This window comes from Amycolatopsis benzoatilytica AK 16/65, assembly GCF_000383915.1.
GTDB classification, from domain to species: domain Bacteria; phylum Actinomycetota; class Actinomycetes; order Mycobacteriales; family Pseudonocardiaceae; genus Amycolatopsis; species Amycolatopsis benzoatilytica.
Window position 1 is genome coordinate 4,431,039 of the sequence record NZ_KB912942.1, and the last position, 25,620, is coordinate 4,456,658.

The 25,620-nt window shown below is 70.8% G+C and carries 21 protein-coding genes and 1 pseudogene; 10 read left to right on the plus strand and 12 right to left on the minus strand.

Annotated elements, in window-relative coordinates:
• Positions 1 to 416: 416 nt before the first annotated feature.
• Both AMYBE_RS0120360 and AMYBE_RS0120365 read left to right on the plus strand, forming a co-directional pair.
• The gene (locus AMYBE_RS0120360; protein ID WP_020661232.1) at positions 417 to 1,241 is read left to right on the plus strand and encodes an alpha/beta fold hydrolase; all 825 of its coding nucleotides are present in this window, start codon (positions 417 to 419) and stop codon (positions 1,239 to 1,241) included.
• An 8-nt stretch (positions 1,242 to 1,249) separates the two neighbouring features.
• Complete coding sequence (locus tag AMYBE_RS0120365; protein ID WP_034288937.1) at positions 1,250 to 2,002, plus strand: SDR family oxidoreductase; 753 nt, start codon at positions 1,250 to 1,252, stop codon at positions 2,000 to 2,002.
• A gap of 5 nt (positions 2,003 to 2,007) precedes the next feature.
• Here AMYBE_RS0120365 and AMYBE_RS0120370 read toward each other — a convergent pair whose 3' ends face one another.
• Entirely contained in the window at positions 2,008 to 3,615 is a 1,608-nt protein-coding gene (locus tag AMYBE_RS0120370; RefSeq protein WP_425386908.1) for an IS1634 family transposase, read from the minus strand.
• Between the two features lie 135 nt (positions 3,616 to 3,750).
• Between AMYBE_RS0120370 and AMYBE_RS0120375 the strand changes: the two genes are divergently transcribed.
• Positions 3,751 to 6,348, plus strand: a complete 2,598-nt coding sequence (locus AMYBE_RS0120375; RefSeq protein WP_027927838.1) for a bifunctional FO biosynthesis protein CofGH — start codon at positions 3,751 to 3,753, stop codon at positions 6,346 to 6,348.
• Here the strand turns inward: AMYBE_RS0120375 and AMYBE_RS0120380 are convergent, their stop codons facing one another.
• The 3 genes from AMYBE_RS0120380 to AMYBE_RS0120390 all read right to left on the minus strand — a co-directional run bounded on the left by AMYBE_RS0120380 (position 6,349) and on the right by AMYBE_RS0120390 (position 9,466).
• Positions 6,349 to 7,314 (minus strand): helix-turn-helix domain-containing protein, encoded by a 966-nt coding sequence (locus tag AMYBE_RS0120380; protein WP_020661236.1) that lies wholly within the window; start codon positions 7,312 to 7,314, stop codon positions 6,349 to 6,351. It lies immediately after the preceding gene.
• A 23-nt stretch (positions 7,315 to 7,337) separates the two neighbouring features.
• On the minus strand, positions 7,338 to 8,303 hold the full coding sequence (locus AMYBE_RS0120385) for an alpha/beta hydrolase fold domain-containing protein (RefSeq protein WP_020661237.1): 966 nt from the start codon (positions 8,301 to 8,303) through the stop codon (positions 7,338 to 7,340).
• A 95-nt stretch (positions 8,304 to 8,398) separates the two neighbouring features.
• The gene (locus AMYBE_RS0120390; RefSeq protein ID WP_027927839.1) at positions 8,399 to 9,466 is read right to left on the minus strand and encodes an FAD-dependent oxidoreductase; all 1,068 of its coding nucleotides are present in this window, start codon (positions 9,464 to 9,466) and stop codon (positions 8,399 to 8,401) included.
• A gap of 120 nt (positions 9,467 to 9,586) precedes the next feature.
• Here AMYBE_RS0120390 and AMYBE_RS0120395 point away from each other — a divergent pair, with 120 nt between their 5' ends.
• The gene (locus tag AMYBE_RS0120395) at positions 9,587 to 10,489 is read left to right on the plus strand and encodes a TetR/AcrR family transcriptional regulator C-terminal domain-containing protein (RefSeq protein WP_020661239.1); all 903 of its coding nucleotides are present in this window, start codon (positions 9,587 to 9,589) and stop codon (positions 10,487 to 10,489) included.
• On the opposite strand, the gene AMYBE_RS0120400 is transcribed toward AMYBE_RS0120395, so the two are convergent.
• Positions 10,479 to 11,777, minus strand: coding sequence for an LVIVD repeat-containing protein (locus AMYBE_RS0120400; RefSeq protein ID WP_020661240.1), 1,299 nt, complete (start codon positions 11,775 to 11,777; stop codon positions 10,479 to 10,481). The genes AMYBE_RS0120395 and AMYBE_RS0120400 overlap by 11 nt on opposite strands.
• 134 nt (positions 11,778 to 11,911) lie before the next feature.
• Between AMYBE_RS0120400 and AMYBE_RS0120405 the strand changes: the two genes are divergently transcribed.
• Positions 11,912 to 13,369: a peptide ABC transporter substrate-binding protein gene (locus AMYBE_RS0120405; protein WP_020661241.1), complete on the plus strand. Its 1,458-nt coding sequence runs from the start codon at positions 11,912 to 11,914 to the stop codon at positions 13,367 to 13,369.
• Here the strand turns inward: AMYBE_RS0120405 and AMYBE_RS0120410 are convergent.
• On the minus strand, positions 13,366 to 14,244 hold the full coding sequence (locus AMYBE_RS0120410) for a LysR family transcriptional regulator (protein ID WP_020661242.1): 879 nt from the start codon (positions 14,242 to 14,244) through the stop codon (positions 13,366 to 13,368). The two genes, AMYBE_RS0120405 and AMYBE_RS0120410, sit on opposite strands and share 4 nt — an antisense overlap.
• A gap of 71 nt (positions 14,245 to 14,315) precedes the next feature.
• Here AMYBE_RS0120410 and AMYBE_RS0120415 point away from each other — a divergent pair, with 71 nt between their 5' ends.
• Positions 14,316 to 15,332: an SDR family oxidoreductase gene (locus tag AMYBE_RS0120415; RefSeq protein ID WP_020661243.1), complete on the plus strand. Its 1,017-nt coding sequence runs from the start codon at positions 14,316 to 14,318 to the stop codon at positions 15,330 to 15,332.
• A gap of 5 nt (positions 15,333 to 15,337) precedes the next feature.
• Here the strand turns inward: AMYBE_RS0120415 and AMYBE_RS0120420 are convergent, their stop codons facing one another.
• Complete coding sequence (locus AMYBE_RS0120420) at positions 15,338 to 16,066, minus strand: SDR family oxidoreductase (RefSeq protein ID WP_020661244.1); 729 nt, start codon at positions 16,064 to 16,066, stop codon at positions 15,338 to 15,340.
• A 59-nt stretch (positions 16,067 to 16,125) separates the two neighbouring features.
• Here AMYBE_RS0120420 and AMYBE_RS0120425 point away from each other — a divergent pair, with 59 nt between their 5' ends.
• Positions 16,126 to 16,749 carry a class I SAM-dependent methyltransferase gene (locus AMYBE_RS0120425; protein WP_020661245.1) on the plus strand — a complete coding sequence of 208 codons (624 nt, stop codon included), beginning with the start codon at positions 16,126 to 16,128 and terminating at the stop codon, positions 16,747 to 16,749.
• Positions 16,750 to 16,826: 77 nt separating this feature from the next.
• Here AMYBE_RS0120425 and AMYBE_RS0120430 read toward each other — a convergent pair whose 3' ends face one another.
• A complete protein-coding gene (locus AMYBE_RS0120430) occupies positions 16,827 to 18,722 on the minus strand; it encodes a S8 family serine peptidase (RefSeq protein WP_020661246.1) in 1,896 nt (631 codons plus the stop codon).
• A gap of 354 nt (positions 18,723 to 19,076) precedes the next feature.
• Here AMYBE_RS0120430 and AMYBE_RS0120435 point away from each other — a divergent pair, with 354 nt between their 5' ends.
• Complete coding sequence (locus AMYBE_RS0120435) at positions 19,077 to 19,268, plus strand: hypothetical protein (protein WP_020661247.1); 192 nt, start codon at positions 19,077 to 19,079, stop codon at positions 19,266 to 19,268.
• Here the strand turns inward: AMYBE_RS0120435 and lpdA are convergent.
• The 4 genes and pseudogenes from lpdA to pip form a co-directional block, all read right to left on the minus strand.
• Complete coding sequence (lpdA, locus tag AMYBE_RS0120440) at positions 19,258 to 20,643, minus strand: dihydrolipoyl dehydrogenase (RefSeq protein ID WP_020661248.1); 1,386 nt, start codon at positions 20,641 to 20,643, stop codon at positions 19,258 to 19,260. The genes AMYBE_RS0120435 and lpdA overlap by 11 nt on opposite strands.
• Positions 20,644 to 20,837: 194 nt before the next feature.
• The gene (locus AMYBE_RS0120445) at positions 20,838 to 21,617 is read right to left on the minus strand and encodes a lysophospholipid acyltransferase family protein (RefSeq protein WP_020661249.1); all 780 of its coding nucleotides are present in this window, start codon (positions 21,615 to 21,617) and stop codon (positions 20,838 to 20,840) included.
• A gap of 55 nt (positions 21,618 to 21,672) precedes the next feature.
• The gene (locus AMYBE_RS46885) at positions 21,673 to 22,077 is read right to left on the minus strand and encodes a nitroreductase family deazaflavin-dependent oxidoreductase (protein ID WP_425386954.1); all 405 of its coding nucleotides are present in this window, start codon (positions 22,075 to 22,077) and stop codon (positions 21,673 to 21,675) included.
• A gap of 75 nt (positions 22,078 to 22,152) precedes the next feature.
• A pseudogene (gene pip / locus AMYBE_RS0120450) lies at positions 22,153 to 23,091 on the minus strand (prolyl aminopeptidase); the annotation flags it as partial.
• Positions 23,092 to 23,182: 91 nt separating this feature from the next.
• Here pip and AMYBE_RS0120455 point away from each other — a divergent pair.
• Both AMYBE_RS0120455 and AMYBE_RS0120460 read left to right on the plus strand, forming a co-directional pair.
• The gene (locus AMYBE_RS0120455) at positions 23,183 to 23,866 is read left to right on the plus strand and encodes a response regulator transcription factor (protein WP_020661251.1); all 684 of its coding nucleotides are present in this window, start codon (positions 23,183 to 23,185) and stop codon (positions 23,864 to 23,866) included.
• Positions 23,867 to 23,870: 4 nt separating this feature from the next.
• Entirely contained in the window at positions 23,871 to 25,136 is a 1,266-nt protein-coding gene (locus AMYBE_RS0120460) for a sensor histidine kinase (protein WP_020661252.1), read from the plus strand.
• Positions 25,137 to 25,620: the final 484 nt, after the last annotated feature.

Consider the following 25,620-nt stretch of genomic DNA (forward strand, 5'->3'; position numbering starts at 1 on the left):
GACGACCGACACCGAAGCATCATTCCTAGCAGTTTTTGGTGGGACACCCACTCAATCGCCTTCCCGGCGAGAGCTTGGTTCGTGCCCCGGCGGCCGCCCGGTCTCCCTGGCGACTTGGAGAAGATTACACGCCCCGAAACCCCCCGCGAACAGGGGGTGCCTTAACTGGATCTCCGCAGGTCAACTAGCCAAATGGGTCCACGCCGGCCGATCCGGCAGCGCAAGCGGGCAGCGAGCCGGTGGGCCGGAACCGGCCGAATCCGATTGCCGGCTCGGGATACCGCGATCCGGAAGAACGAGCGACGCTCGATGCCGCCGAGCGGCCCGGGTCGCCGCAACGAACGCGGCGAGGAAAATTGCTCCGACTACATTGCGTCTTATTGCACTGATAAAACGCTCCGATTAGCGTCGCAGACATGGAGACAGTCCTTCTTCCCTCCGGCGCTCGCCTCGCCTACGACGACTCGCGGCGGCAGCCGAAGATCCCGGTGCTTCTTGTGCACGGGCACCCCTTCGACCGGTCCATGTGGCGTCCGCAGGCGGAGTACCTGACCCGGCGCGGACACCGGGTCGTGGTTCCTGACCTGCGCGGATACGGCCAGAGCACCGGACCGGAGGTGACCGGGCTCGACAGCTTCGCCGAGGATCTCGCCGGGCTGGCCGATCACCTCGGGCTGGGCCGCTTCGCGCTGGGCGGGCTCTCCATGGGCGGGCAGGTCGTGATGCAGACCGTCCGGGATCACCCGGAGCGGATCGTGGCGCTGCTGCTTGCCGACACGTTCGCCGAACCCGAGACCGACGAAGGAAGGGCGGCTCGCAACGCGGCAGCGGACCGGGTGCTCGCCGAAGGAATGGCCGAGTACGCCGACGAACTGCTGCCCAAGATGGTCTCCCCCGCCACCTTCGCCGGAAACGCCGAGGTGACCGAGCACGTGCGCACGATGATGCGCGGAACACCGGCGGCAGGCGCGGCGGCGGCGTTGCGGGCACGGGCGAGACGGCCGGACTACCGCGAATCGCTGAAGCAGGTCAGCGTGCCGACGCTGGTCGCGGTGGGCAGCGAGGACGAATTCACTCCGGTCGCCGACGCGCAGTCGGTGCAGCGGCTGGTGGCGGGCTCGGCACTGGTGGTGCTGGACGGCGCGGGGCACCTGCCTAACCTGGAAAGCGCGGCCGAGTTCAACGACGCGTTCGGCCGCTTCCTGGACGAGGTCCCGCGGACCACGGAAGAAGAACGGTGACGCACTCGATGAAGACCGTATTGGTGACCGGCGCGAGCGCCGGGTTCGGTGCCGCGATCACGCGCCGGTTCGTCGCGGAAGGCGCGCGCGTCGTCGCTGCGGCGCGCAGCGGTGACCGGCTGAAGAAGCTGGCCGACGAGCTGGGCGAAGCAGTGCTCCCGCTGGTGCTCGACGTACGCGACGCCGCCTCCGTCGCCGGGGTCGTCGCCGGGCTGCCGGAAGGCTGGGCCGAGATCGACGTACTGGTCAACAACGCCGGGCTGGCCAAGGGCCTCGCGCCCGCGCACGAGGCCGAGCTGGCCGACTGGGACCAGATGATCGAGACCAACGTGACCGGCCTGGTCCACCTGACCCGCGCGGTGCTTCCCGGCATGGTCGCGCGCGGCGCCGGGCACGTGATCAACATCGGTTCCGTCGCGGGCAGCTACCCCTACCCGGGCGGCAACGTCTATGGCGCGACCAAGGCGTTCGTGCACCAGTTCAGCCTCAACCTGCGCTCCGACCTGCGCGGCACCGGCGTGCGGGTGACGAACGTCGAGCCGGGCATGGTGGGCGGCACCGAGTTCTCCGCCGTCCGGTTCGGCGGCGACCAGGCCAAGGCGGACAACGTCTACGCCGGGACCACGCCGCTGACCGCCGAGGACATCGCCGAGTCGGTGTACTGGGCGAGCGCGCAGCCGAAGCACGTGAACATCAACGTGATCGAGCTGATGCCGGTGGTGCAGACGTTCTCCGCGCTGAACATCGAGCGGGAGGGCTGAGTCCCTCAGGCCGGGCTGAACCGCTCGAGCCCGAACAGCTCGAACAGGGCCTGCTGCCGCGGCGTCCGGTCGGACAGGATCCGCCGGGTCCGCGGCCGTCCGCCGGTGGACCGGTGCCGCAGCACGGTTTCGCCGATGCCGCGCAGCTGGTCGAGCAGCTCGGCGACGGAAAGGTTCATCCCGGCGCGGTCGGCCTCGCGCCGCATGAGGTGGGTGACCGTCGCGGCCAGCACCGACACCAGCGTGTGCACGGCGATCCGGTGCGGGGTCCAGTCCCACCGCGGCGACGGCCCGGCCGAGGCCGGGCCGGTGAGCCAGCGGAACGTCGATTCGAGGTGGGTGCGGGCGCGGTAGGCGGTGACGACCTCGGCCACCGGCCAGTCCCGGTCGGTGACCAGCAGCTGCTTGCCGAAGAACTCCTCGACCAGCCGCGCGACCGCGGGTTCGTCCACCCGCCGGGTCAGCCGCAGTTCGCCGGCCCGGACGCCGGTGAGCGTCGTGCTCAGCACTCGCTCCACCCGGCGGCCGCGGATGATCCGGGAAATCTCGGCGTGCACCTGGGACCGATCTCCGCGATGAGTGCCGGCGGCCAGTGCGGCGGCGAGGCCGTCCAGTTCCCGGACCGTCGTGCTGAGTTCGCTGGTGAAGGCCCGGTACTGGGCAGCGTGCAGGGTCGCGGAATGAGTCAGGATCACGCGGTGGCGGGTGCCGTCGACGGTCGTGCGGGTGTCCAGCGCGGTCAGGCCGGCGAAGCGTTCCGGGTCGACCCGGCGGCGGGCGGAGGCCGGTCGGCTGAACAGGTCCGGATAGTCCGCCAGCGGCAGCGAGCCGACGAACCCGGTGCGGGCGCCGAGGTCGAGTTGCGCGGCTTGGCCCGCGTGGAAGACCAGGGTGACGTCCGCGGTCGGGTACTGCTCGCCCAGCTCCACCGCGAGCGCTCCGAAGGTGGGGGCGGTTTCCCTTCGGTAGAACCGGGAAGCCAGCGGGATCGCGCCGTCTCGCGTGACCACCAGGCCCAGGCCCGCCAGGACGTCCTGGCAGGCGGAGGGCAGCGTGCAGTCCGCGGCGGTGAAAGCGGCGAACTGCGCGACGTCGACGGCCAGCGCCGAGGTCCCGTCGTCGCCGAGCAGCTCCAGAACCGCTTCCGCGATCACGTTTTCCACTCCGGCGATCCGCTCCGGTCCGAGCCGCTGCAGCGCCCGCCAGTGTCCCGTCGTCGTGAGCGCGCCCGGTCGCGGCCGGATCAGATCCTGGGCCAGGCAGCCGTGCCACCACTCTTCGAATTCCGTCTCCGGCGCGGTCGCCCGGTGCAGGACGGCAAGAGCGACGTGCAGGCCCAGAGTCGGGCGCGCCCGCTGCGGCCCGGCCACCGCGTCGACGCGCCGGGCGAGGTCGAGCCGCTGCAGTGTCCCCCACACGGCGGCCACGTCGCCGAACGACCGGTGCCGGGCGCCGGCCGCTTCCGGACCGCCGTTGGCCACCGCCGCCGCGATGTCCTCGGCGGTGCCGAGATAGCGCTGACCGACCACCCGCGGCTTCCCGTCGACGCGCGCGGATTCGGCGAGGTAGTAGTACGTCCGGCCGCCGACGCGCTTCCCGATCACTGACGCCACCCTTTAGGTAATACCTCCGCGGACCCGCCCGGACAAGCCCGCAACCTGCGCGGATGATCACTTCGGGGCGCTCGCGCGCAGGCTGGCGAAGTACGAGCTGGCTGGTCGCGGCGGCCGGGTCCTAGCGTGGCGGGAATGGAGCCCGAAGCTGGCGTGACCACGCCCACCCCGTCGGCCCTGCGCCGTGCGCTCGCCCGGGCGCGAGACGGGAAGACGCTCGACGTCGCCGAGGCGGCTGTGCTGCTGCACGCCCGCGGCGACGACCTCAAGACTCTGTCCGAATACGCCTCCCGCATCCGCGACGCCGGCCTCGAAGAAGCCGGTCGCGCGGGGATCATCACCTACAGCCGCAAGGTGTTCATCCCGTTGACCCGGCTGTGCCGGGACCGCTGCGGCTACTGCACCTTCGTCACCGTGCCGGGGCGGCTCGAATCTCCGTTCCTGTCGCCGGACGAGGTGCTGGACATCGCCCGCAAGGGCGCCGAGATGGGCTGCAAGGAAGCCCTGTTCACGCTCGGCGACCGTCCGGAGGACCGGTGGAAGGCCGCTCGGGACTGGCTGGACGCGCACGGCTACGACGACACGCTGTCCTACGTCCGCGCGATGGCGATCCGGGTGCTGGAGGAGACCGGCCTGCTGCCGCACCTCAACCCGGGCGTCCTGTCCTGGCAGGACTTCCAGCGGCTCAAGCCGGTCGCGCCGTCGATGGGCATGATGCTGGAAACCACCGCGCGCCGGCTGTGGAGCGAGAAGGGCGGCCCGCACTACGGTTCGCCGGACAAGGATCCCGACGTGCGGCTCCGGGTGCTGGAGGACGCCGGGCGCAGCTCGGTGCCGTTCACCACCGGCGTGCTGATCGGGATCGGCGAGACGCACTCCGAACGCGCCGACGCGCTGTTCGCGATCCGCAAGACCGCGCGCGAGTACGGCGGCATCCAGGAAGTCATCGTGCAGAACTTCCGCGCCAAGCCGGACACGAAGATGCGCGCGACGCCGGACGCCGACCTCGAAGAGCTCGCCGCGAACATCGCGGTCGCCCGGCTGGTGCTCGGCCCGCGGATGCGTATCCAGGCACCGCCGAACCTCATCGGCGACCAGTACGACCTGATGATCCGCGCGGGCATCGACGACTGGGGCGGGGTTTCGCCGCTCACGCCGGATCACGTGAACCCGGAGCGCGCCTGGCCGCAGATCGACCTGCTGGCGCGGCAGACCGAGAAGGCTGGCTACGCCCTGCGCGAGCGGCTGACCATCTATCCGGAGTACGTGCAGCGCGGCGAACCCTGGCTCGACCCACGCGTCACACGGCACGTCGCGGCGCTGGTCGACCCGCAGACCGGGCTGGCCCGCGAGGGCGCGCTGCCGGTCGGCATCCCGTGGCAGGAGCCAGACGGCGGCTGGCAGGAGTCCGGCCGCACCGACCTGCACACCGAGATCGACACCACCGGGCGCACCGAGGACCGGCGCGGCGACTTCGATTCGGTCTACGGCGACTGGAAAGAGATCGGCCGGAAGATCAAGACCGGTCCGGAGCGGTTCGACACCGATGTGCGGGATGCGCTGCGCAGCGCCGAAAAGGACCCCGCCGGGCTGTCCGACGACGCCGCGCTCGCGCTGCTGCACGCCGACGGGCCGGAGCTGGACGCGCTCACGAAGCTGGCCGACGACCTGCGGCGCGAGGTCGTCGGGGACGACATCACCTTCGTCGTCACACGGAACATCAACTTCACCAACGTCTGCTACACCGGCTGCCGCTTCTGCGCCTTCGCGCAGCGGAAGACCGACGCCGACGCGTACACGCTGTCGCTGGAACAGGTCGGCGATCGCGTGGACGAGGCGTGGGCGGCGGGCGCGACCGAGATCTGCATGCAGGGCGGGATCCACCCGGATCTGCCGGGCACCGCGTACTTCGACCTGGCGGCCGAGGTCAAGCGGCGGCAGCCGGACATCCATCTGCACTCGTTCAGCCCGATGGAGGTGGTGAACGGCGCGTCGCGGACGAATCTGTCCATCCGCGACTTCCTGATCAAGGCGAAGGAGTCCGGTGTGGACTCGCTGCCGGGAACCGCCGCGGAGATCCTCGACGACGATGTCCGGTGGGTGCTCACCAAGGGCAAGCTGCCGACGGACGCGTGGATCGAGGTCGTCACCACCGCGCACGACATCGGGCTGCCGACCACCGCGACCATGATGTACGGCCACGTGGACAACCCGAGTCACTGGGTCGGCCACCTGAAGCTGCTCGCCAAGCTGCAGAGGGAAGGCGTGGAACGCAACGGGCGGCGCGGGTTCAGCGAGTTCGTGCTGTTGCCGTTCATCCACCAGAGCTCGCCGATCTACCTGGCCGGCCTCGCCCGCGCGGGCACCACGCTGCGCGAGAACCGGGCGGTGCACGCCCTGTCCCGGCTGCTGCTGCACGGCACGTTCGACAACATCCAGAGTTCCTGGGTGAAGCTCGGCGAGGAAGGCAGCCGGGCGGTGCTGCAGGGCGGCGTCAACGACATCGGCGGCACGCTGATGGAGGAGACGATCAGCAGGATGGCGGGCGCGGCGAACGGGTCGTACAAAACGATCAGCGACATGCGCGCGATGGTCGAGCCGCTCGGGCGTCCGCTGCGGCAGCGGACCACGTCGTACGGCACGCCGACCGACGAGCGGATCGCCACGGCCACCGAATCCGACGGAGTCGCGACGGCGGTGCGGAAACCGTTGCTGCCGCTGCTGACGCCGTGATCAACCGGTGCGGTGCAGCCGCCACAACGCGATAGCGAGCTGCAGCCGCAACCGCCCTGCCGGGTCGCGCACCGGCCAGCCGAGCAGTTCTTCGGCGTGGGCCAGGCGCTCCTGCAGGGTGGAATGGTGCAGGACCAGCGTGGTCGCCGCCGCGCGCAGGCTCGAAGCGCCCGCCACGGCGACCAGCGTGGGCAGCACCCACGTCGCCGTCGTGCGGGCGTCTTCCAGCGCGCGGACATCCGCAATCGGCTTCGTGCCAGGTCCGATCACGTCCGCGAGCACTGCCAGGCCGCCGAGTTCGACGTAGTCCACTACGGATGGTCCGAGATCGCCTTCGACGGCCGCGAAGCGGAAGGCGGTACGGGCCTGCGCACCGGAAAGCGGCAGGTCGACCACATCCACAACGGACCCCAGGCCGACGCGAGCGTGCTCCGGCGGAGTCCACCGCGGAGATACGATCTGCGGTCCGGCCTCGGTCACGACGGCCCGCGCCGTCGCGCCGAGGCCGAGCCGCGCGGCGGCCAGCAGCCTGGCCTTCTCGTCGGCCGCCGGATCCAGGACCACCTCGACCGACGCCGGATCGACGGTGCGGCCGCGGGTGCGGTCCAGCACCGACCGCGCCGCCGCCGAAGCGCGTTCCAGCACCATCGCGTCGACCGGGCTCGGCGGGCCGGACCGTTCCAGCCACAACGCGGGCGGCCCGTCCGGGCGCACCGCTGCCGACGGCCATTTTGGATCGGGCGGCTCAGCCGAGGGCAGCACGCGTCCGTCCGGTTCGACCCGGACGCGCACCCGCCGCTCGTCATCGGCCAGCCGCGCGGGACAGCCGGACAGCACGGCCGCCCCGCGCACGATCGGCTCCAGCCCGGCGCGGCTCTCGACCAGCCGGTCGAAGTACGCGATGACCTTGACGGTTTCGGCCGCGCCCGGGTCGAGCGCGCTCAGATGCGTGACCAGCTCCCTCATGAGCCCATCATCGCCGGTCCGGCTCAGCCGAGCAGCCGCCGCAGCCAGGGCACCCGCCCGGCGCGCGCCTGCTGCGACAGCGCGGCCTGCGGCGCCACGCCGTCGAAGCCGTGGAAACCCCCCGGCCACACGTGCAGTTCGGTCTGCACGCCGGCCTGCCAGAGCCGGGTCGCGTAGGTGACGACCTCGTCGCGGAAGGTCTCCGCGCTGCCGACGTCCAGGAAGGTCGGCGGAAGCCCGGAGAGGTCTTCGGCCCGGGCCGGCGCGGCGTAGGGCGAAACGTCCGGCCCGCCGCGAGCGTCGCCGAGCAGCGCGGTCCACCCGACGTGGTTCGCGGTGCGGTCCCAGTTGCCGCTGTTTTCCATCTGGATCGCGGACGGGGTGTCGTTGCGGTCGTCCAGCATCGGGCAGATCAGCAGCTGGCCGATCAGCTCCGGGCCGCCCCGGTCCCGCGCGAGCAGCGCTGTTCCGGCGGCGAGCCCACCCCCCGCGCTCGCGCCGCCGATCAACACCCGGGAAGCGTCGAAGCCGTACTCGGCGGCGTGCTTCACAGTCCACTCCAGCGCGGCGTAGCAGTCCTCCACCGGTGCCGGGTGCGGGTGCTCGGGAGCCACCCGGTAGTCGACGCAGACGAAGCCGAGGCCCAGGTCAGCTGCGTATTCCTGGAGGAAGTACAGGTCGTGGCCCCGGTGGCCGCCGATGATCATGCCGCCGCCGTGCAGCCAGTACAGCACCGGGACGTCCGCTGCTGCCCCGGCCGGGCGCGCGACAATCAGCGGAATCGGCCCGCGCGGTCCTTCGGCGTCCACTTCGGACAGTTCGAGGGCGCCGTCGGCGGTGATCTCTTCCAGGGAAATCTGCCGTTTCGCCGCGACGGCGCGCACCGCCGGGATCGACTCGAGGGTCTTGATCGGCGGCCGTTGGGCGGTGAGCACTTCGAGCGCCGCGGCGAGCTCGGGGTCGAACGGGAGCGGCGGATAGGCGGTCATCTCTCGGGCCTCCAGGGGTCGGATGCCTCCCATCCTGGCCGCCTGGCGGAGCGGCGCGCCCCGCCAGGCGGCGGGAATCGCCCGCCACCCGGCGGTCAGCGGGCCAGGCTGATCCCGTTCTTCGCCCGTTCCACCGACTCCTCCGACGCCGGGCCGGCCGGGTTCTCGGTGGCCAGCGCCTGGTTGAGCTCGACGAACGGTCTCATCCGCCGCTCGTACTCGGCGAACGTCGACTCAGCCAGCACATAGGCCCCGACCAGGGCGAGGCTCGTTCCCTGCCCGGAAAGGACGGAAGGGCAGTACCCGGCGTCGCCGACCAGCGCGACCCGGCCGGCGGTCCAGCGGTCGAGACGGATCTGCAGCATCGCGTCGAAGAAGAAGCTGCGCGCGTCCGCCATCGCCTCGACCAGATCCGGCACCATCCCGCCCACGCCGCGCAGCCGCTCGGCGATCAGCCGCTTCTGCTCGGCCGGGTCGCGGATCTCGCGGTACTCCGGTTCGCCGAAGCCGAGTGTCACGCGGACCTCCTCGTTGCCGGGCACCGGATAGACCGCGCCGCCGACGCCCTCGCCCTGGAACCAGACCTGCCAGTCTTCGAGGCCGAGCGTGTTCGGCATCGGGAAGATCGCCAGGTACTGGCCGAGGTACCGGCGGAATTGCTCCTCCGGGCCGAACGCGAGCCGGCGGACCGCCGAGTGCGCGCCGTCCGCGCCCACGATCAGGTCGTAGGTGTGCGGCTCGCCCCGCGCGAACTCGACGCGGCCGGTTTCGGCGTCGAGCGCGGTCACCGTATCGCCGAACCGGTACTCGACGTCGGAAGTCGCCTGGTAAAGCAGCTCGACCACATCGTCGCGCAGGATCTCGACGTCCGCGTTGTCCAGCCGTCCGCTGCTGAAGGTGTGCTCCTCGGACCGGAAGAGCTCCTTGCCCTCCGCGTCCTCCACCGACATCCCGCGCATCCGCGTCCGTGCGGCGCGGACCTTGTCCCCCAGCCCCATCCGGTCGATGACCTCCAGCGCGACGCCGCGGACGTCGATCGCCTGACCCCCGGTCCGCAACTGCTCCGCCCGCTCGACGACAGTCACGGTGTATCCGCGGCGGCGGAGCCAGTAAGCCGAAGCGCATCCGGCGACTCCTGCTCCGCAAACCAGTGCTTCTGGCATTTCACAGCTCCTCATAGACGGTTCATTGCCGACTCGGGATAATGTGCCGTGACCTGCTATCTCATGCCAGAACTGAGCTAGTACAGCTGGCTGTCTGACCTAGTACAGAGGGAAGTCCTGATGCCCGCCGAACCGCCCTACTTGCGCATCGCCGCCTCGCTGCGGGAAGACATCGAAATCGGCGCGCTGCAACCCGGCGCGAAAGCGCCGTCGACCCGTCAGCTGGCGTCGAGGTACGGCGTCGCGACGGCGACCGCGGCGAAGGCGCTCGACGTGGTGCGCCGCGAAGGGCTCCTCCGCGCCGAACCGCGCTCCGGCTATGTCGTCGCCGGGCAGCAGACCACGGCTGCCGCCCGACACCCCCTGCTGACCCGGGATCGGTTGGTACAGAAGGCAATCGCAGTCGCCGACGCGGAGGGCGTCGCGGCGCTTTCGATGCGCGGACTCGCCGCGCGACTGGGCGTACCGCCGATGGCGCCGTACCGCTATCTGTCCGGAAAGGACGAACTGGTTTTCCTGATGGCGGACGAGGTTTACGGCGAAGCCGGTTACCCGGCAAGTGAACCCAGCGGCTGGCGGGCGCAGCTGGAACTGTGCGCGCGGACTCTGTGGTCGGTGCACCGGCAGCACCCGTGGCTGGCGCATCTCGTCCCGCTCACCCGGCCGTGGCCGCTGCCGAACCTGGCTGTGCACAACGAACGCGCGCTCGCCGCGTTGTCGGCGTTCGGCGTGCGCGGTGCAGACCTGTGCGACCTGAATGTGTTGTTCTACAACCACATTCAGGGCACCGCGATCCATCTGGAGCGCGAACGGCACGCACTGGGCTCGACCGGCATCACCGAAGACCAGTGGATGGCGACGCAGGAACGCGGCTACGCGGCACTGACCGGATCCGGACGGTTTCCGGTGCTGTCGCGGATGGTGGCGGACTTGGCCGAGGGGTACGACCTTGACCTGGACCACCTGTTCGAGCTTGGCCTGCAAGCGTTGCTGGACGGTTTGGCGGTCCGGTTCAAGCAGTGAGCTTCAGGATGTCGATCCCGCGCGCGTTGTCCGCCACATACGCGTAGCCGTCGTGCCAGTACGGCGCCCACGAGGAGGCGTCCGCCGGCCGGAAGTACGCGATCTGACGCGGGTTCGTCGGGTCGCTGACGTCCAGGAACCGGGTGCCCTGCGCGTAGAACGACTGGACCAGCACGTTCCCGCGAATGTCGAAGTAGTGCGCGGAGCAGTCGTCCGACTTCGGGTCGCTGCCCTCCTGCCCGGCGACGCCCCAGGTGCCGATGCTGCGCATCCGGAACGGCTTCTCCGGCGTCGAGCGCCAGCCTTCGCCCTGGTACGAACCTTCCAGCGACGAGATGGTCAGCACGCCGTCGCCCGCGCAGCCGTCGACGAAGTTCTCCTCCGTCGCGTATACGAGGTCGTGGCCGCGCCAGGCGCCGTCGTCGCGCGGGCCGACCGGGTGGAAGCTGTTGTGCAGGAACTTCGACGGCGCAGCGGTTTCCGAGACCTCGCCGCCGGCGTACGGGACCGGTTCGAACGCGGTCGCCTTGCGGGAGCGGTGCTGTACCGGGTCGTAGTGCCGGCCCGAGGTCCAGTAGCCGCGCACGCCGCCCCTGCCGGAGACCCACGCGACGCCCATCTTGTCCACCTGGACGTCGTGCACGTAGTCGGTCTTGCCGTCGTTGCGGTTCAGTTCGATCGGGTCCGGGTGCACCTTCGGCTTGCGCGGGTCGCGCACGTCGGTGACCCAGATCGGCCGGCCGCCCCAGTCCGCGGGCTGGTCGTCGGCCTTGGCCGGGCCGCCGGTCCAGAGGTAGCGGCAGTCGTCGACACAGCTGGTGGTGTGCCCGGCCGGAACCTTGACGTAGCTGAGGATTTCCGGCTTGTCCGGGTTCTTCACGTCGACCACGTAGATGCCGGACTCGCCGGTGTGCGTGTTGCCCTTGAAGGCACGCGGATCGCGGGACAGGAAGACGAGTTTGCGTTTCGCGTCGACCTCGGTGTCCTCGGTCTCCCACAGTCCGGGCAGGCTGACCTCGCCGATCGCGCGAGGCTTCGCCGGATCCTGGGTGAGGTCGTAGACCTTCAGGCCGAACTCGCCGGACACCACCATCACGTCGCGCTTGCCGTAGCTGAGGAAGTTCGCCGAAATGGCGCCTTGCGCGTCCGGCACGCTGCCCACCGGCTGGACGCCCTTGATCGCGCCCGGATCGCCCGCGGCGTGTTTCGCCTGCGTAGCCGGCTTGTCGCTGTCGCAAGCCGCAGCCGGCAGGCCGGTGGCCACGAGAGTGGCTGCCGCGGTTGCCATTGCCAGCCCCGACCGAACCCACCAGCGGCGCACGCGAAACCTCCCAGAGACCCCAGTGTGACGGTTGCACTGTAGGACGGGCTTCAACCGGACACAACCACCTTTCGTTGCTTTCCACCTGGTAGTAAGACCCCATGCGCTCGCGTCCGCTCGTCTCGCTCACGCTCGCCGCCGTCGTGCTTGCCGGCTGCTCGTCGCCCGAACCCCCGCGCCCCGGCGTGCTCTCGGTCGGGCTCGGCGAACCTGGCACGCTGTTGCCCGCGGACGCCACCGATCCGTCCAGCCGGCTCGTCACCGCCGCGCTCTGGACACCGCTCGCCGACTACGATCCCGCGACCGGCAAGGTCACGCCGCGGGCAGCCGCGTCGATCGACAGCCCGGACCGGGTCGTCTGGACGGTGAAACTGCGGCCAGGCGCGAAATTCCACGACGGCACCGCGGTCACCGCGCAGTCCTATGCCGACACCTGGCAGGCCATCGCGGGAAACCACTGGGCGAGCACGCCGTTGCTGACGAAGTCGCTGCGCGCCAAGGAAATCACCGCGGTGGACGCGAACCAGCTGCGCATCGTGCTCGACCGGCCGTCGAACCAGGTGCCGGCCTGGCTGTCCGCGCCCGGGCTGGTGCCGCTGCCCGCGTCGGTACTGAAATCGAAAGACTGGAACGGGTTCGCCCGGCGCCCGGTCGGCAACGGCCCGTTCCGGCTGGACGGCGACTGGCGTCCGGGCTCCGGCGGCACGCTGGTCCGGGTCGCTCCGGATTCCGGCCGGGCCAACGAGATCGACCTTCGGGTGGGCGATCCGGCGAAGCAGTACGACGAGGTCAAGGACGGCACCCTGGACGTGGCGACCTCGGTGCCTGGCGAGCGGCACGAGGCGATGCACGCCGATTTCGCCGATCGGCACGCGATGTGGGCACTGCCCCAGGCCGGCTACCTGGTGTTTCCGGCGACGGCGACCCGGTTCGCGACGCCGGCGGTCCGGCACGCGTTCGCGCTCGGCACCGACCGCGACGCGCTGGAATCCGGACCGCTCGCGCACCAGGCGGACCCGGCGAAGTCGCTGTTGCCGCCGGCCGCCGCGCCCGGCGAACGGTCCGGACCCTGCCGTCCGTGCACGTTCGACGCTCCGGCCGCGAAATCGCTGCTCGGCCAGGCCGGGTTCGCCGGCGAGGCCACCGTGTCCTACGACAGTTTCGACGGCACCTGGCCACAGGCACTCGCCGCCGGACTGTCGAAGAGCCTGGGAATTTCGGTCACGGCACAGCGGAAGGAGAGCGGCGGCCAGCCGATCGGACCGTCCACTCTGGAACTGAAGGCGCTCTCCGCGAGCCCGGCGGACGTGCTCCGCTCCCTCGCCGAAGCCGCCGGGTACACCGATCCCGGGTTCACCGACGACCTCGACTCGGCCGAATCCACCGCATCGCCGGAAGAAGCGGCGCAGCTGTTCCGGGTCGCGGAGAACGAGGCGCTGCGCGACCTTCCCGCCGTGCCGGTGTGGATCGGACACGGCCACGCTGTCTGGTCCGCGCGGGTGCACGACGCGGTGGCGACTCCGTTCAGCGGGATCGACCTGGCCAAGCTGCGCGACTAGATCCGCGCGTGTTCCACCAGGACCTCGGCGAACGCGGCGGTCAGCGGATCTGGCTCGCTCCGGCCGTACGCCGCCAGCTCGCGCCGGATCGGCTTGGCCGGGCGCAGCACACGGCCGCTGAACTCGGCGGGCAGCACGTTCGCCGGAACCAGCGCCGGGCCCAGTCCCGCCGCTGCCAGCAGGGGCGCGGCGGCGGTCTGTTCGGTGCGCACCGCCGGTCGCGGCCGGAATCCCGCTTCCGCGCACGCGGCGTCGAGGAGTTCAGCCAGGCCGTGCCCGGGCGCGTAATGCACCCAGGCGCAGTCGGCCAGCTCGGACAGTTCTACCGTCCCGTCCGAAGTGGACTCAGACGCGCCGTCCGCCGGGAGAACCACGACGAATTCCTCGGTGCCCAGCGGCCGCACCGGACCAGCCCACCCGGCCGGGCGCGGTCCGATCGCCAGGTCCGCTTCGCCGGCCAGCATCGCGTCGCGCAGCTCGTCGGCGTGCCGGTACTCGAAAAGCCGCACGTCCACGGCCGGCCGTTCCCGCCGCCACACGCGAAGCGCGGGCGGGAGGACGCCGAGGCTGACCGAGTAGACCGTAGCGATCAACAACTCCCCCGCCAGCTGACCGGACGCTTGCCGAGCGGCGCAGCGGGCGCGTTCGGCGTCGGCGAGCGTGGCACGTGCGTGCGGCAGCATCGCGCGCCCCATCGGCGTGAGGCGGACCGAGCGCGGCAAACGCTCCAGCAAAAGGCCGCCGACGCTCTGCTCCAGCGCCCGCATCTGGTGCGACAGTGCGGGTTGCGTCACATGAAGCTGCTCCGCGGCCTTCGTGAACGACCCCGTGTCGACCACAGTCACCAGGTACTCGAGCTGCCGCAAGCTTGTCATAAACACAGTTTATCGATGCTGTGAAGGCTAGGACTTGGACTTATCAGGAGAACGAGCCGACGATCGAAGCCATGAACGACACCCGCATCGCCCTGGTCGCCGGAGCGAACGGCATCATCGGCCGGAAACTCGTCTCCCACTTGCGCACACTCGACAACTGGAAGGTCCTCGGCCTGTCCCGCAGCGGCGACGTCGCGGTAGACCTGCTCGACCCGGCCGCCACCCGGTCCGCTGTGTCCGGCATCGGCGCGACGCACCTGTTCTACGCGGCGTATCAGGACCGGCCGACCTGGGCGGAACTCGTGCCGCCGAACCTGGCGATGCTGGAGAACCTGGTCAACGGCCTCGACGAGGGCCCGCTGCGGCACGTCAGCCTGATGCAGGGCTACAAGGTCTACGGCGCGCACCTGGGCCCGTTCAAGACCCCGGCCCGCGAAGCCGACGCCGGCCGGCACATGCCGCCGGAGTTCAACGTGGACCAGCAGAACTTCCTGGAACGCCGCGCCGAGGCGGGCGGCTGGTCCTGGTCGGCGATCCGGCCCTCGGTGGTCGGCGGGACCGCACTGGGCAACCCGATGAACCTCGCGCTGCTGATCGCGGTCTACGCCTCGATCTCGAAGGAACTCGGGCTGCCGCTGCGGTTTCCCGGCAAGCCCGGAGCCTACGACAGCCTGCTGGAGATGACCGACGCGCAGCTGCTCGCCGAGGGCACGGTATGGGCGGCGACCGAAAGCCGCAACGAAGCGTTCAACATCGCCAACGGCGATCTCTTCCGCTGGCGCGAGCTGTGGCCGAAGCTGGCCGCGTACTTCGACCTCGAGGTCGCGCCGCCGCTGCCCCTCCCCTTGGCCACCGTGATGGCGGACAAAGAACCGCTGTGGCAGGAGATGTCGGCGAAGCACGGGCTGACCGCGTCCTACGCCGACGTCTCCTCCTGGGCCTTCGGAGACTTCGTGTTCTCCTGGGACTACGACATGTTCGCCGACACCTCGAAGTCGCGCCGGGCCGGTTTCCACTCCTATGTGGACACCGAGCGGATGTTCTACCGGCTGTTCGACGAGTTCCGCCGCGACCGCGTCATCCCGTGAGCGGGTCAGCCCCGGCCGATGAACGGCATGGCGGTGGCGGTGATGGTGAGGAACTGGACGTTCGCGTCCAGCGGCAGCCCGGCCATGTACAGCACAGCGTCCGCGACGTGTCCGGCATCGAAAGTCGGCTCCGCCATCAGCCGTCCGTCCGCCTGCGGGATGCCCGCGGCCATCCGCTCGGTCATTTCAGTGGCCGCGTTGCCGATGTCGATCTGTCCACACGCGACATTCCAGGCGCGGCCGTCCAGCGAGATCGACCGGGTGAGGCCGGTGACCGCGTGCTTGGTGGCGGTGTAGGCGACGCTCGCCGGACGCGGCGCGTGCGCGGAGATCGAGCCGTTGTTGATGATCCGGCCGCCGTGGGGATCCTGGTCGCGCATCAGCTGCACGGCCTGCTGTGCGCACAGGAACATGCCGGTGAGATTCGTGTCGACGGTGCGCCGCCAGTCCTCGACCGACAGCTCCGCGATCGTGCCGCCGAGCGAAATCCCGGCATTGTTCACCAGCAGATCGAGCCGGCCCCACGCGGTTCGGACGGCGGCGAAGAGCGCTGCCACCGAAGCGGGGTCGGCGACGTCGGTCGGCACGACCAGCGCGCCGGTGTCCGCGGCGGTCGCGCGCAACGCGTCCTCGCGCCGTCCGGCGAGCGCGACCTGGTAGCCCGCGCCGAGCAGTGCCCGCGCGATCCGGCGGCCCAGCCCGGAACCAGCACCGGTGACCACAGCAGTCTTCACGTTGCCTCCTGTTTTTCGATTGGCTCGCACGCTGCCATACCCAGCGGCACACTGGACTCATGGGACCACGTGACAAGGTGTTCGCCGGGCTGGCCCGGCAGCTGGGCCACCCGCAGGGCCTCGCCGGGAAAGCCGTCGCCCGGATACTGAACCGCGTCAACCGCGGCCCGGTCACCGCAGCGGTCGAAGCGCTGGCGGTCCAGCACGGCGAGACGGCGCTGGACATCGGCTTCGGCGGCGGGCTGGGGCTCGACCTGCTGCTGCGCGCCGGCGCGACCGTGCACGGCGCGGACATCTCCGAGACTGCGCTGGCTCGCGCACGGAAGACATTTCCGAAGAATCTCGCCGCGGGCCGTCTCGTGCTCCACCAGGCCGGGATGGCGAGCCTTCCGCTGGAAGACGGGACGATCGACGCGGCGCTCACCGTCAACACCGCCTACTTCGTCCCGGACCTGGCGCCCGCCTTCGCCGAAGTCGCCCGGGTGCTGTCTCCAGGCGGACGGTTCGTGGTCGGCATCGGCGATCCGGAGACGATGAACTCGATGCCGGTCACCAGCCACGGCTTCCAGTTGCGCGCACCGCAGGAAATCGAGGACGCGCTGGTCGAGGCGGGCCTGGAGCTGCGCAGGCACGACCGGCTCGGCGGGCCGCGATCCTTCCACCTGCTGATCTCCGGACGCTGACCGCCGCGTCTCAGCGTCGCCGGAGAAAGGCGGCGGCCCGGCGCTTCAAGCACCGGGCCGCCGCCTTCGCGCGGAGACTACTTCTGCGGCACGCCCAGTGCCGCCAGCGCCGGACCCGCCATGATCACGCCATTGCCGGTCACCGCGTCGAATCCGGGCGCGCCGAGGTCGATCGCGGAAGACACCAGCGCCTTGCGCACGTCCGCAGGGGTCGCGGACGGCTTGCCCGACAGCAGCAGCGCGGCGATCGCCGCCGCGTGCGGAGCAGCCGCCGAGGTGCCGAAGAACGGCTGGAAACCGGTGACCGAGGTGGCCACGCCGTCCGCCGCGGTGATGTCCGGCTTCGCCCGGGTCGCGCCGCCGGCCGAGGACACGTTGCCCGGGGTGATCGCGGTGCCGTCCGCGCCGTAGAACAGGTGCCGCTGGCCGTCCGAGGAGAACCGCTCCCATTTGCTCGCCGCGGTGAACACGCCCGGGTACGGGCCGGCCGGGCTCGCCGGGTCGCCCGCCTCCAGATCACGGCCGAACGCGGCCGCCGCCGGCGCCGCGGCCACCGAGAACGCCTGCGCCGCGGCCGAGTGCCCGGAGGTGACGCCTGCCGTGCTGAACGCCTTGAGCGAACCGGAAGCCACGAACCGGCCGCGGATCACGTTCAGCGCGATGAACCGGTCCTCGCCGGAGTACTTGACGACCGCGACGCGGTAACCGGAGCCGGTGGCCGGCACGGTCAGGCTCTCGTACGGGTTCTGCGTGCCGTCCTGCGTATTGGCGCTCGAGGCGACGACATCGCCGGCCGCGTTCAGCAGGAACAGGTCGTAGTCGTTGGCCGAGTGGCCCCACGGGTCCGACCAGAACAGAGTGACCGGGCGGCCCAGCGAGCCCGGAGACAACGGGTCGGTGGTCTGCACGCCGTTCGGGTCGAAGTTGTGCGGAGTGCCGGCGATGCCGGGCAGCACCGGGCCGCCGCGGAAGTCTCCCTCGTAGTAGCCGCTGGTGCCGTCGGCGAGGTTGCCCGAATTGCCCGCGGAGGAGAAGTAGAGCGCGCCCGCGGCGGTGACGTCGTTGACTGCCTGCGCGACCTGGGTGTCTTGGAACGGCGACTCGTCGAAGTACGAGACATCGTCCACGATCACGGTGCACTTGCCGGTGGTGCGCAGCGCGCGGATGTTGTCCGCGAAGCTCGACTCGCTCGTGAAAGCGGTCGCGAAACCGAGCGTCGCGCCCGGGGCGAGGTCGTGGACGATTTCGAGCATCGCGGTGCCCTCGTCGCCACTGCCGGCCTGGCCGGCCAGCACGTCGACGGCGGGCAGTTCGCCGGCGTCCTGCGACTTCTTCAGCGAGTTGACGCCGTCGGAAAGCACACAGACCTTTACGCCGCTGCCGTTCACGCCGTACTGCGCGCGAGCCGTGTCCGCGCCATGGGCTTTGTCCCCTTCGGACACCTGCGCGGCAGCGACAGCCTTCTTGGCCAGCTGCTGACGCTGTGCGCCCGGCTCGTTCCAGGTCATCGCCCGCGTCGCGGGCTGGACCAGCTTCACGTCACCGCGCGCCGCGATCTTGTCCACCGCGGAGAGCGGCAGCTGCGCACGGACGGAACCATCGGCCGAAGTGGACTGCACGATGCCGCCAGCGGCGCGCACCGCCGTCGCGACCGCGGTTCCGGCCGTTCCCGCGATGTCCACCGAAACCGTGCCGGTCTGGGAAATCGGCAGCCCGGAGCGGTAATCCGGCAGGCGCGCGGCGAGACCGCGGTCCGCACGCAGCCGCTTCTCCACGACAAGCTGGCTGGACTGTTTCCGCTCCGCCGGGCTGAGCGTCTTCTTGATGCTCTGCAGCGCGCTGATCCCGGCGTCGGTGCGCGCCTTCGCCGCGTCCGCGGCGGAGGGCTGCGCCACCGCGGCCCCGCTCCCGGCGAGCACCACCCCGACCGCCAACGGCGCCGAGCATGCGACGACGCGTCTCAACTGTGCCATTCCCGCTCCCTGTCCTCGCCCCCGGCCACCGGCTGTGGTCACGTGAATCTAAAGAGCGACCGGACCGGAAACCACCGACCAAAGTTTTAACTGCACCGATCGCCCACCAGGTGAGATCTTCACCGGAACGGGCGGTTTCGGGCAGCGGCTGCGGCCCCGGCGGGCAGGCGGGCGCGGCGCGGGATCTCGGCGACACCTGCGCGTTCGCGCACTGGATTCGTTGTGGCAGAACGAGACTCTTGCGGATTCGACGGGCTGGCCGACCTGGCGTGATCCGGCCGGCGCCTCGGCCCGTCCGGCCGGGCGCGGGCCGCCGGTCCGTTTCTGTCGGTGGCTCCGGCTAGCGTCCCGGACATGATCAAGATCGATCGCGCGACGGTCGCCGCCGCGCTCGCCGAGTACCTGCCCGTCCTGCCCGCCCGACGGCTGGAGCTGGTGTTCTTCGCCGCGGCGAAGAACACCAGCTCCAGCCAGACGAACGAGACCGCCCCGGCCCGTCCGGAATCCGGCTCGGGCCAGGGCGGCCTGAGAAGAATCAGAAGTTGATCATATGTCCGGCCAGACCGTGCACCGCTTCCTTCACCGCCTCGCCCAGCGTCGGGTGGGCGTGCACATTGCGCGAAATCTCGTGCACCGTAAGGTCCCACTGCTGCGCCAGCGTCAGCTCCGGCAGCAGCTCCGTCACGTCCGGGCCGATCAGGTGCGCGCCGAGCAGCTCGCCGTACTTCGCGTCGCTCAGCACCTTCACGAAGCCCGCCGCGTCGCCGAGGCCGTGCGCCTTGCCGTTGGCCGTGAACGGAAACTTCGCCACCTTCACGTCGAAGCCCTTCTCGCGCGCCTGCTCCTCGGTCCAGCCGAAGCTCGCGATCTGCGGCTGGCAGTAGGTCGCGCGCGGGATCATCACGAAGTCCAGCTCCATGGTCTCCGCGCCGGCGATGGTTTCCGCCGCCACGATGCCCATCGACTCCGACGCGTGCGCCAGCATCAGCTTCGCGGTCACGTCGCCGATCGCGAACAGGTGCGGCACCGTGGTGCGGCCCCGGCCGTCGATCGCGATCGCGCCGCGTTCGGTCAGCGCGACGCCGGTGTTCTCCAGGCCGTAGCCCTCGACGTTCGGCCGGAAACCAATGGCCTGCAGCACCTTGTCCGCTTCGAGCACCTGCCGCTCGCCGTTCTTCGAAACGGTCACCGCGACCTTGGCTCCCGAGTCGTCGATCGACTCGACCTTCGTGCCGAGCAGCACCTTGATGCCCAGCTTGCGGTAGCGCTTCGCCAGCTCGGCGGACACCTCGGCGTCCTCCAGCGGCACCATCCGGTCGAGGAACTCGACGATCGTCACGTCCACGCCGTAATTGCGCAGCACGTAAGCGAACTCCACGCCGATCGCGCCGGCGCCGGCGATCACGATGCTGCCCGGCACCTCGCTCTCGAGGATCTGCTGCTCATAGGTGACCACGCGCGCGCTGCGCTGCGTGCCCGGCAGCAGCCGCGCCGTCGCGCCGGTCGCGATGACGCCGTAGTCGAAGGTGATCCGCTCGCCGTTCACCTCGAGGGTATTGGCGTCCACAAAGGTCCCGTGGCCGTCGTACTCGGTGATCTTGTTCTTCTTCATCAGGAAGTGCACGCCCTTGACGCGCCCGTCCGCGACCTTCCGGCTGCGCTGGTAGGCAGCGGCGTAGTCGAACCGGATCTCCCCGTCGGAGGAGATGCCGTAGGTCGCGGCCTCCTCCTTCACCGTGTGCGCCAGCTCGGCGTTGCGCAGCAGCGCCTTCGACGGGATGCAGCCGACGTTGAGACACACCCCGCCCCAGTACTTCTCCTCCACGACCGCCACGCTCAGGCCCAGCTGGGAAGCCCGGATCGCCGCGACGTAACCACCGACTCCGGCCCCGAGGACCACCACGTCATAGTGTGCGCTCATGCCGTTGAAACTACCTTCCGCGGCGCTGAGAGGCGGAGCGACTGTGCCCGCTTTCGCACCGTTCCGCGCCGGCCGCTGATTCGCGCCGCCCGGTTCGTCGCGGCGGCTCGGGCTCTGCTGGGCCGGCTCGCCGGTACACCTGTCGCTCAGGCGAGTCCGGACGTGCTGGAGTGTTCCTCGCCCGCCGCGCCGGATCAGCCCGGCGGCCGCTCGCCCCGGATCCCGGCCAGCAGCTCGGTCACCGCGGCCATGATCCGCGCCGTCGCCTCTTCCAGGACGTCCCGGGTCAGCTCCCGCCCGGACAGGTCGGCGAGGTCCACCGGCGGACCGGCGACCAATTCCACCGTCCGCCGCGGTACGCCCCGCGGCAACCACGAGCCGGCCGGCAGCAGCCGGTGGGTGCCCCAGTTCGCCACCGGGATCACCGGCACGCCGGTCTCCAGCGCGATCCGGGCCGCGCCGGTCTTGGCCTTCATCGGCCAGCCCGCCAGGTCGGAGGAGAACGTGCCCTCCGGGAAGATCGCGACGCATTCGCCGCCGCGCACCGCGGCGACCGCGTCCCGGTACGCGCCGGAGGCGGTCGCCGCGCCGCGGTGCACCGGGATGTGCTTGCCCGAGCGCATCACCGCCCCGATCGCCGGTGCCTTCCACAGGCTCGCCTTCGCCAGGTACCGGGGCACCCGGCCGGCGCCGAGGCAGAACGCGGTCAGCGTGGTCGGGTCGGCGAAGGACAGGTGGTTGGACGCCACCACGACCCCGCCCGAGGCCGGGATGTTCCGCGCGCCGCGCACGCGGAACCGGCTCGTCAGCACGAGCAGCTGCCACACGACTTCGATCGCGAAGTGGTACCAGGCACCTCGGCCGGAGCGGGCGAACCGCCTGCCGTACGCCTGCATCCCGCGGAAGCCGAGCAGCTCCCCCTCGAGCGGGGTCCAGCGGTCTCGGGTCCGGGTGCGCAGCGCCATGAGCGTCATTCGTAGCGGAAGACGCTCCGGTTGGGCGCCGCACCTGTACCGGACGCGGTGCGGATCACACCCGCTCGAGCACCACCACCGGGATCTCCCGGTCGGTCTTCGTCTGGTACTCGTTGTAAGCGGGCCACACCTTGGCCAGTTTCTCCCACAACCGGGCGCGCTCCTCGCCGGTCGCGGTGCGAGCCCGGGCGGTGAACTTGTCCGCCCGCACCTGCACGCCCACCTCGGGGTTCTCCTGCAGGTTCAGGTACCAGCCGGGGTGGTTCGCCGCGCCGCCCTTGGAGGCCACGATCACCGGGTTCCCGTCGTCCTCCTGGTAGATCAGGGCGAACTTCCGGTCCTGCCCGGTCTTGCGGCCCTTCGTGGTGAGCACCAGCGTCGGCACGCCTTCCTGCCAGTCGTGGCCGACCTCGCCATCGGTCTCCTCATAGCGGCGGACGTGCTCGTCACCGAAAAGCATTCGGGTTTCCTTTCGTTCGAGGTGCGCGCTCGGCAGCTCCGGCGTGCCCTCCCGCCGCGCCGCGAACCGATCGGTGGCGCTGATCAACTCGTGCAGTGTGCCCGGTTCGTCGAAGGCGTGCCCGGCGTCGCCGATCATCTTCAGCTCCGCGCCCGGCAGCACCTGTGCGAGTTCCCAGGCGGTGGTGGCAGGGGTGACCACGTCGTAGCGGCCTTGGACCAGAACGCACGGAATGCCCGCGAGCTTCCCCGCCCCGCGAATCAGCTGGTCAGGAGCGAGCCAGCCCCCGTGCCGGAAGTAGTGGTTCTCGATCCGGGCGATGGCGAGCGCGAACTCCGGCTCGCTGAACGCGGCGACCACCTCGTCGCGCGGCGTGAACTTCACCGTCTCGCCTTCCCAGCGGCTCCAGGCGAGCGCGGCCGGTCCGTGCACGTTCGGGTCCGGGTGGTTGAGCAGCTCGTGGTACACCTCGAGCAGATCGCCGCCGCGGCGCGCGTACGGCACCGGCGCGAGGAACCGCGACCACGCTTCCGGGAACAGGCACGCCGCGCCGCCGCCGTAGAGCCACTGCACCTCTTTGAGTCGCAGCGTCGCGACCCCGCGCAGGATCAGCTCGGTCACTCGCTCCGGATGCGTCTCGGCGTAGGCGAGCGCGAGCACACTGCCCCAGGAGCCGCCGAACAGCTGCCACCGCTGGATGCCGAGGTGCTTGCGCAGTTGCTCCATATCGGACACCAGATGCCAGGTGGTGTTGACGGTCAGGTCGACGTCCGGCTCGCTGCAGTGCGGGGTGCTCCGCCCGCAGCCCCGCTGGTCGAACAGCACGATCCGGTACTGCTCGGGGTCGAACAGCCTGCGATGCCGCACGGAGGCGCCGCCGCCTGGCCCGCCGTGCAGGAAAACGACCGCTTTGCCTTCGGGATTGCCGCATTCCTCCCAATACAGCGTGTTGCCGTCGCCGACCGGCAGCATCCCGTGATCGTACGGATCGAGTTCCGGATACAGACCGAGCATGCAGCCACTATGCCCGACCTCGGCCTCTCCGCGCTGGACGTCCACTGTGGACGAGCGGACGGGCCGGAACGGCTCCGGTTAGGCTTCCGGCATGGCGAAGGTACTGGTGGTGGAGGACGACGCGGCGATCGGCAGCGTCCTCGACTCCGCGCTGCGCGGGCACGGCCACACAGTGCAATGGTGCCGGGACGGGCGGAGCGCGCTCCGCGAGACCGCGGCCGACCTCGTGCTGCTGGACCTGGGCCTGCCCGACATCGACGGCATCGAGGTGTGCCGGCGGCTGCGTTCGGCGATGCCGGGCGCGGTGCTGGTGATCCTGACCGCGCGGGCGGACGAGATGGACGTCGTGGTCGGGCTCGAGGCCGGTGCCGACGACTACCTCACCAAGCCGATCCGGCTGGCCGAACTGCTCGCCCGGGTGCGCGCGCACCTCCGCCGCGGATCGCCGGCCGCGCCGTCGACGCCGGTGGTGCGGATCGGCGCGCTGGAGGTCGACACCGCGAGCCGCCGGGTCAGCCTCGGCGGCCGCGAGGTCTCGTTGCGGGCGCGCGAGTTCGACCTGCTCGCCCGGCTGGCTGCCCAGCCCGGGCAGGCGGTCAGCCGCGACACGCTGATGTCCGAGGTCTGGGACTCGCACTGGCACGGCTCCACCAAGACGCTCGACGTGCACATCGCCGCCCTGCGCCGGAAGCTCGCCGCGGCCGCCGAGTCGCCGCACGAAGTCCCGAGGATCGCCACCTTGCGCGGGCACGGGTACCGGCTCGAGGAGGGCTGACCGGGTGCGCCGCCGGATCGTGACGCTCACCGTCCTGGCCGCTGTCCTGGCGACGACTCTGTTCGGGCTGCCGCTCGCGGTCGGCGTGCTGTGGTATTTCCGCACGCACACCACCGCCGCGCTGGAGCGTGCCGCAGACGGTGCCGCCGTCCTGGTGTCCGACGCACTCGCCAAGGGTCGTCCCGTGCGGGTGCCGGAAAACGACGACGGCGCCGAGGTCAGCGTCTACGACCCCAGCGGCCGGCTGCTCGCCGGCGGAGGGCCGCCGGTCGCCGACGACGTCGTGCGCGGGGTCGCCAACACGCGCAGCGACATGCTGAACCAGAAAGTCGGCGACGAGGATGTGCTGGCCGTGCCGGTGCTGACCGGCGCGCACCTCACCGGCATCGTGCGGGCGGCGCTCCCCCGGTCCGCGCTGACCCGGGACGTCGGCGTCTCCTGGCTGGTGATGGGCATCTGCGCGATCGCCGCGGTGCTCGCCAGCTGGCTGGTGGCGCGCCGCATCGCCGCCCGGCTGACCCGCCCGCTCGAAGACCTGGCCGGTGCCGCCGCGCGGCTGGGCGAAGGCGATTTCACCGCCCGCTCGCCCCGCTCGGCCATCACGGAAATCGACCGGGTCGGGTCGGCCTTGGACGCGACCGCGGCCCGGATCGGCGAGACGCTGGAACGCGAACGTGCCTTCTCCGCCGAAGCGTCGCATCAGCTGCGCACGCCGCTGGCCGGGCTGCGCCTGCAGCTGGAGTCCGCGCTGGAAACCCCCGGCCGGAACCCGTACGCGGCCATCCGTGCCGGAATCACGTCGGCGGACCGGCTGGAACGCACCGTAGAAGACCTGCTCGCCCTTTCCCGGGAACGCCGCACCCCGCGCGACGAGCTGGACCTCCTGTCGCTGTTGAACGAACTGCGCGATGCCGCGCTGCCCGACGGCCGCACGGTGGAACTGGAGATCGCCGACCCGCCGCCGGCGCGCGCCTCGGCCGCCGCCGTCCGGCAGATCCTCGCGGTCCTGCTCGACAACGCCATCAACCATGGCGTGGGCACGATCACCGTCCGCGCCCGGGACACCGGCGGAGCGCTGGCCGTGGACGTCGTGGACGAAGGGCCGGACCTCGGCGAACGCGACCCGTTCGCCGAGGACACCCCGGTCGGGCACGGCATCGGCCTCCGCCTGGCCCGCAGCCTGGCCGAAGCAGAAGGCGGCCGCCTGCGGTTGTCGCAGCCGAATCCGCCGACGTTCACGCTGCTCTTACCGGAAGTGCCTGCCGAGTAGGGAAACCGGCCGGGTGCCGCCGGCCGGATCGCCGCGACGCGCACTGTCGATGCCGGGCAGGACTCGCGCACACACCGCGATCGCGGTTCCTCGCGCGTCCCTGGCCGCAATCGCCCAGCCGCGTTCGCCCAGCCGCGTTCGCCTCGCCGCAATCGCCCAGCCGCGTTCGCCCCCGGGTCAAGCCCTGCTCCAAGCCCCTTCGCGGCTTCGGCGTCCCCTCCGCACCCCCCCACCGCCGGCCGACCCGCTCCCCGATCACTTACAGTGAACAACGGTCCAGCGCCGGGCCGGTCGTCCTCGCCGCCCGGAACCGGCCGCGAAATGGCCGCGAACCGCGCCCGGTGCCAGCCTGCCGTAGAACCCCACAGACAGCACCACAGCACCCCCGCACGAACCCGACCCGAGAGCACAATGAATCACTTCTCAGCTTTCCCGAATCACAATGGATCGCGGTTTTCGGGGCAGTTTTCGATCGATACGGTGG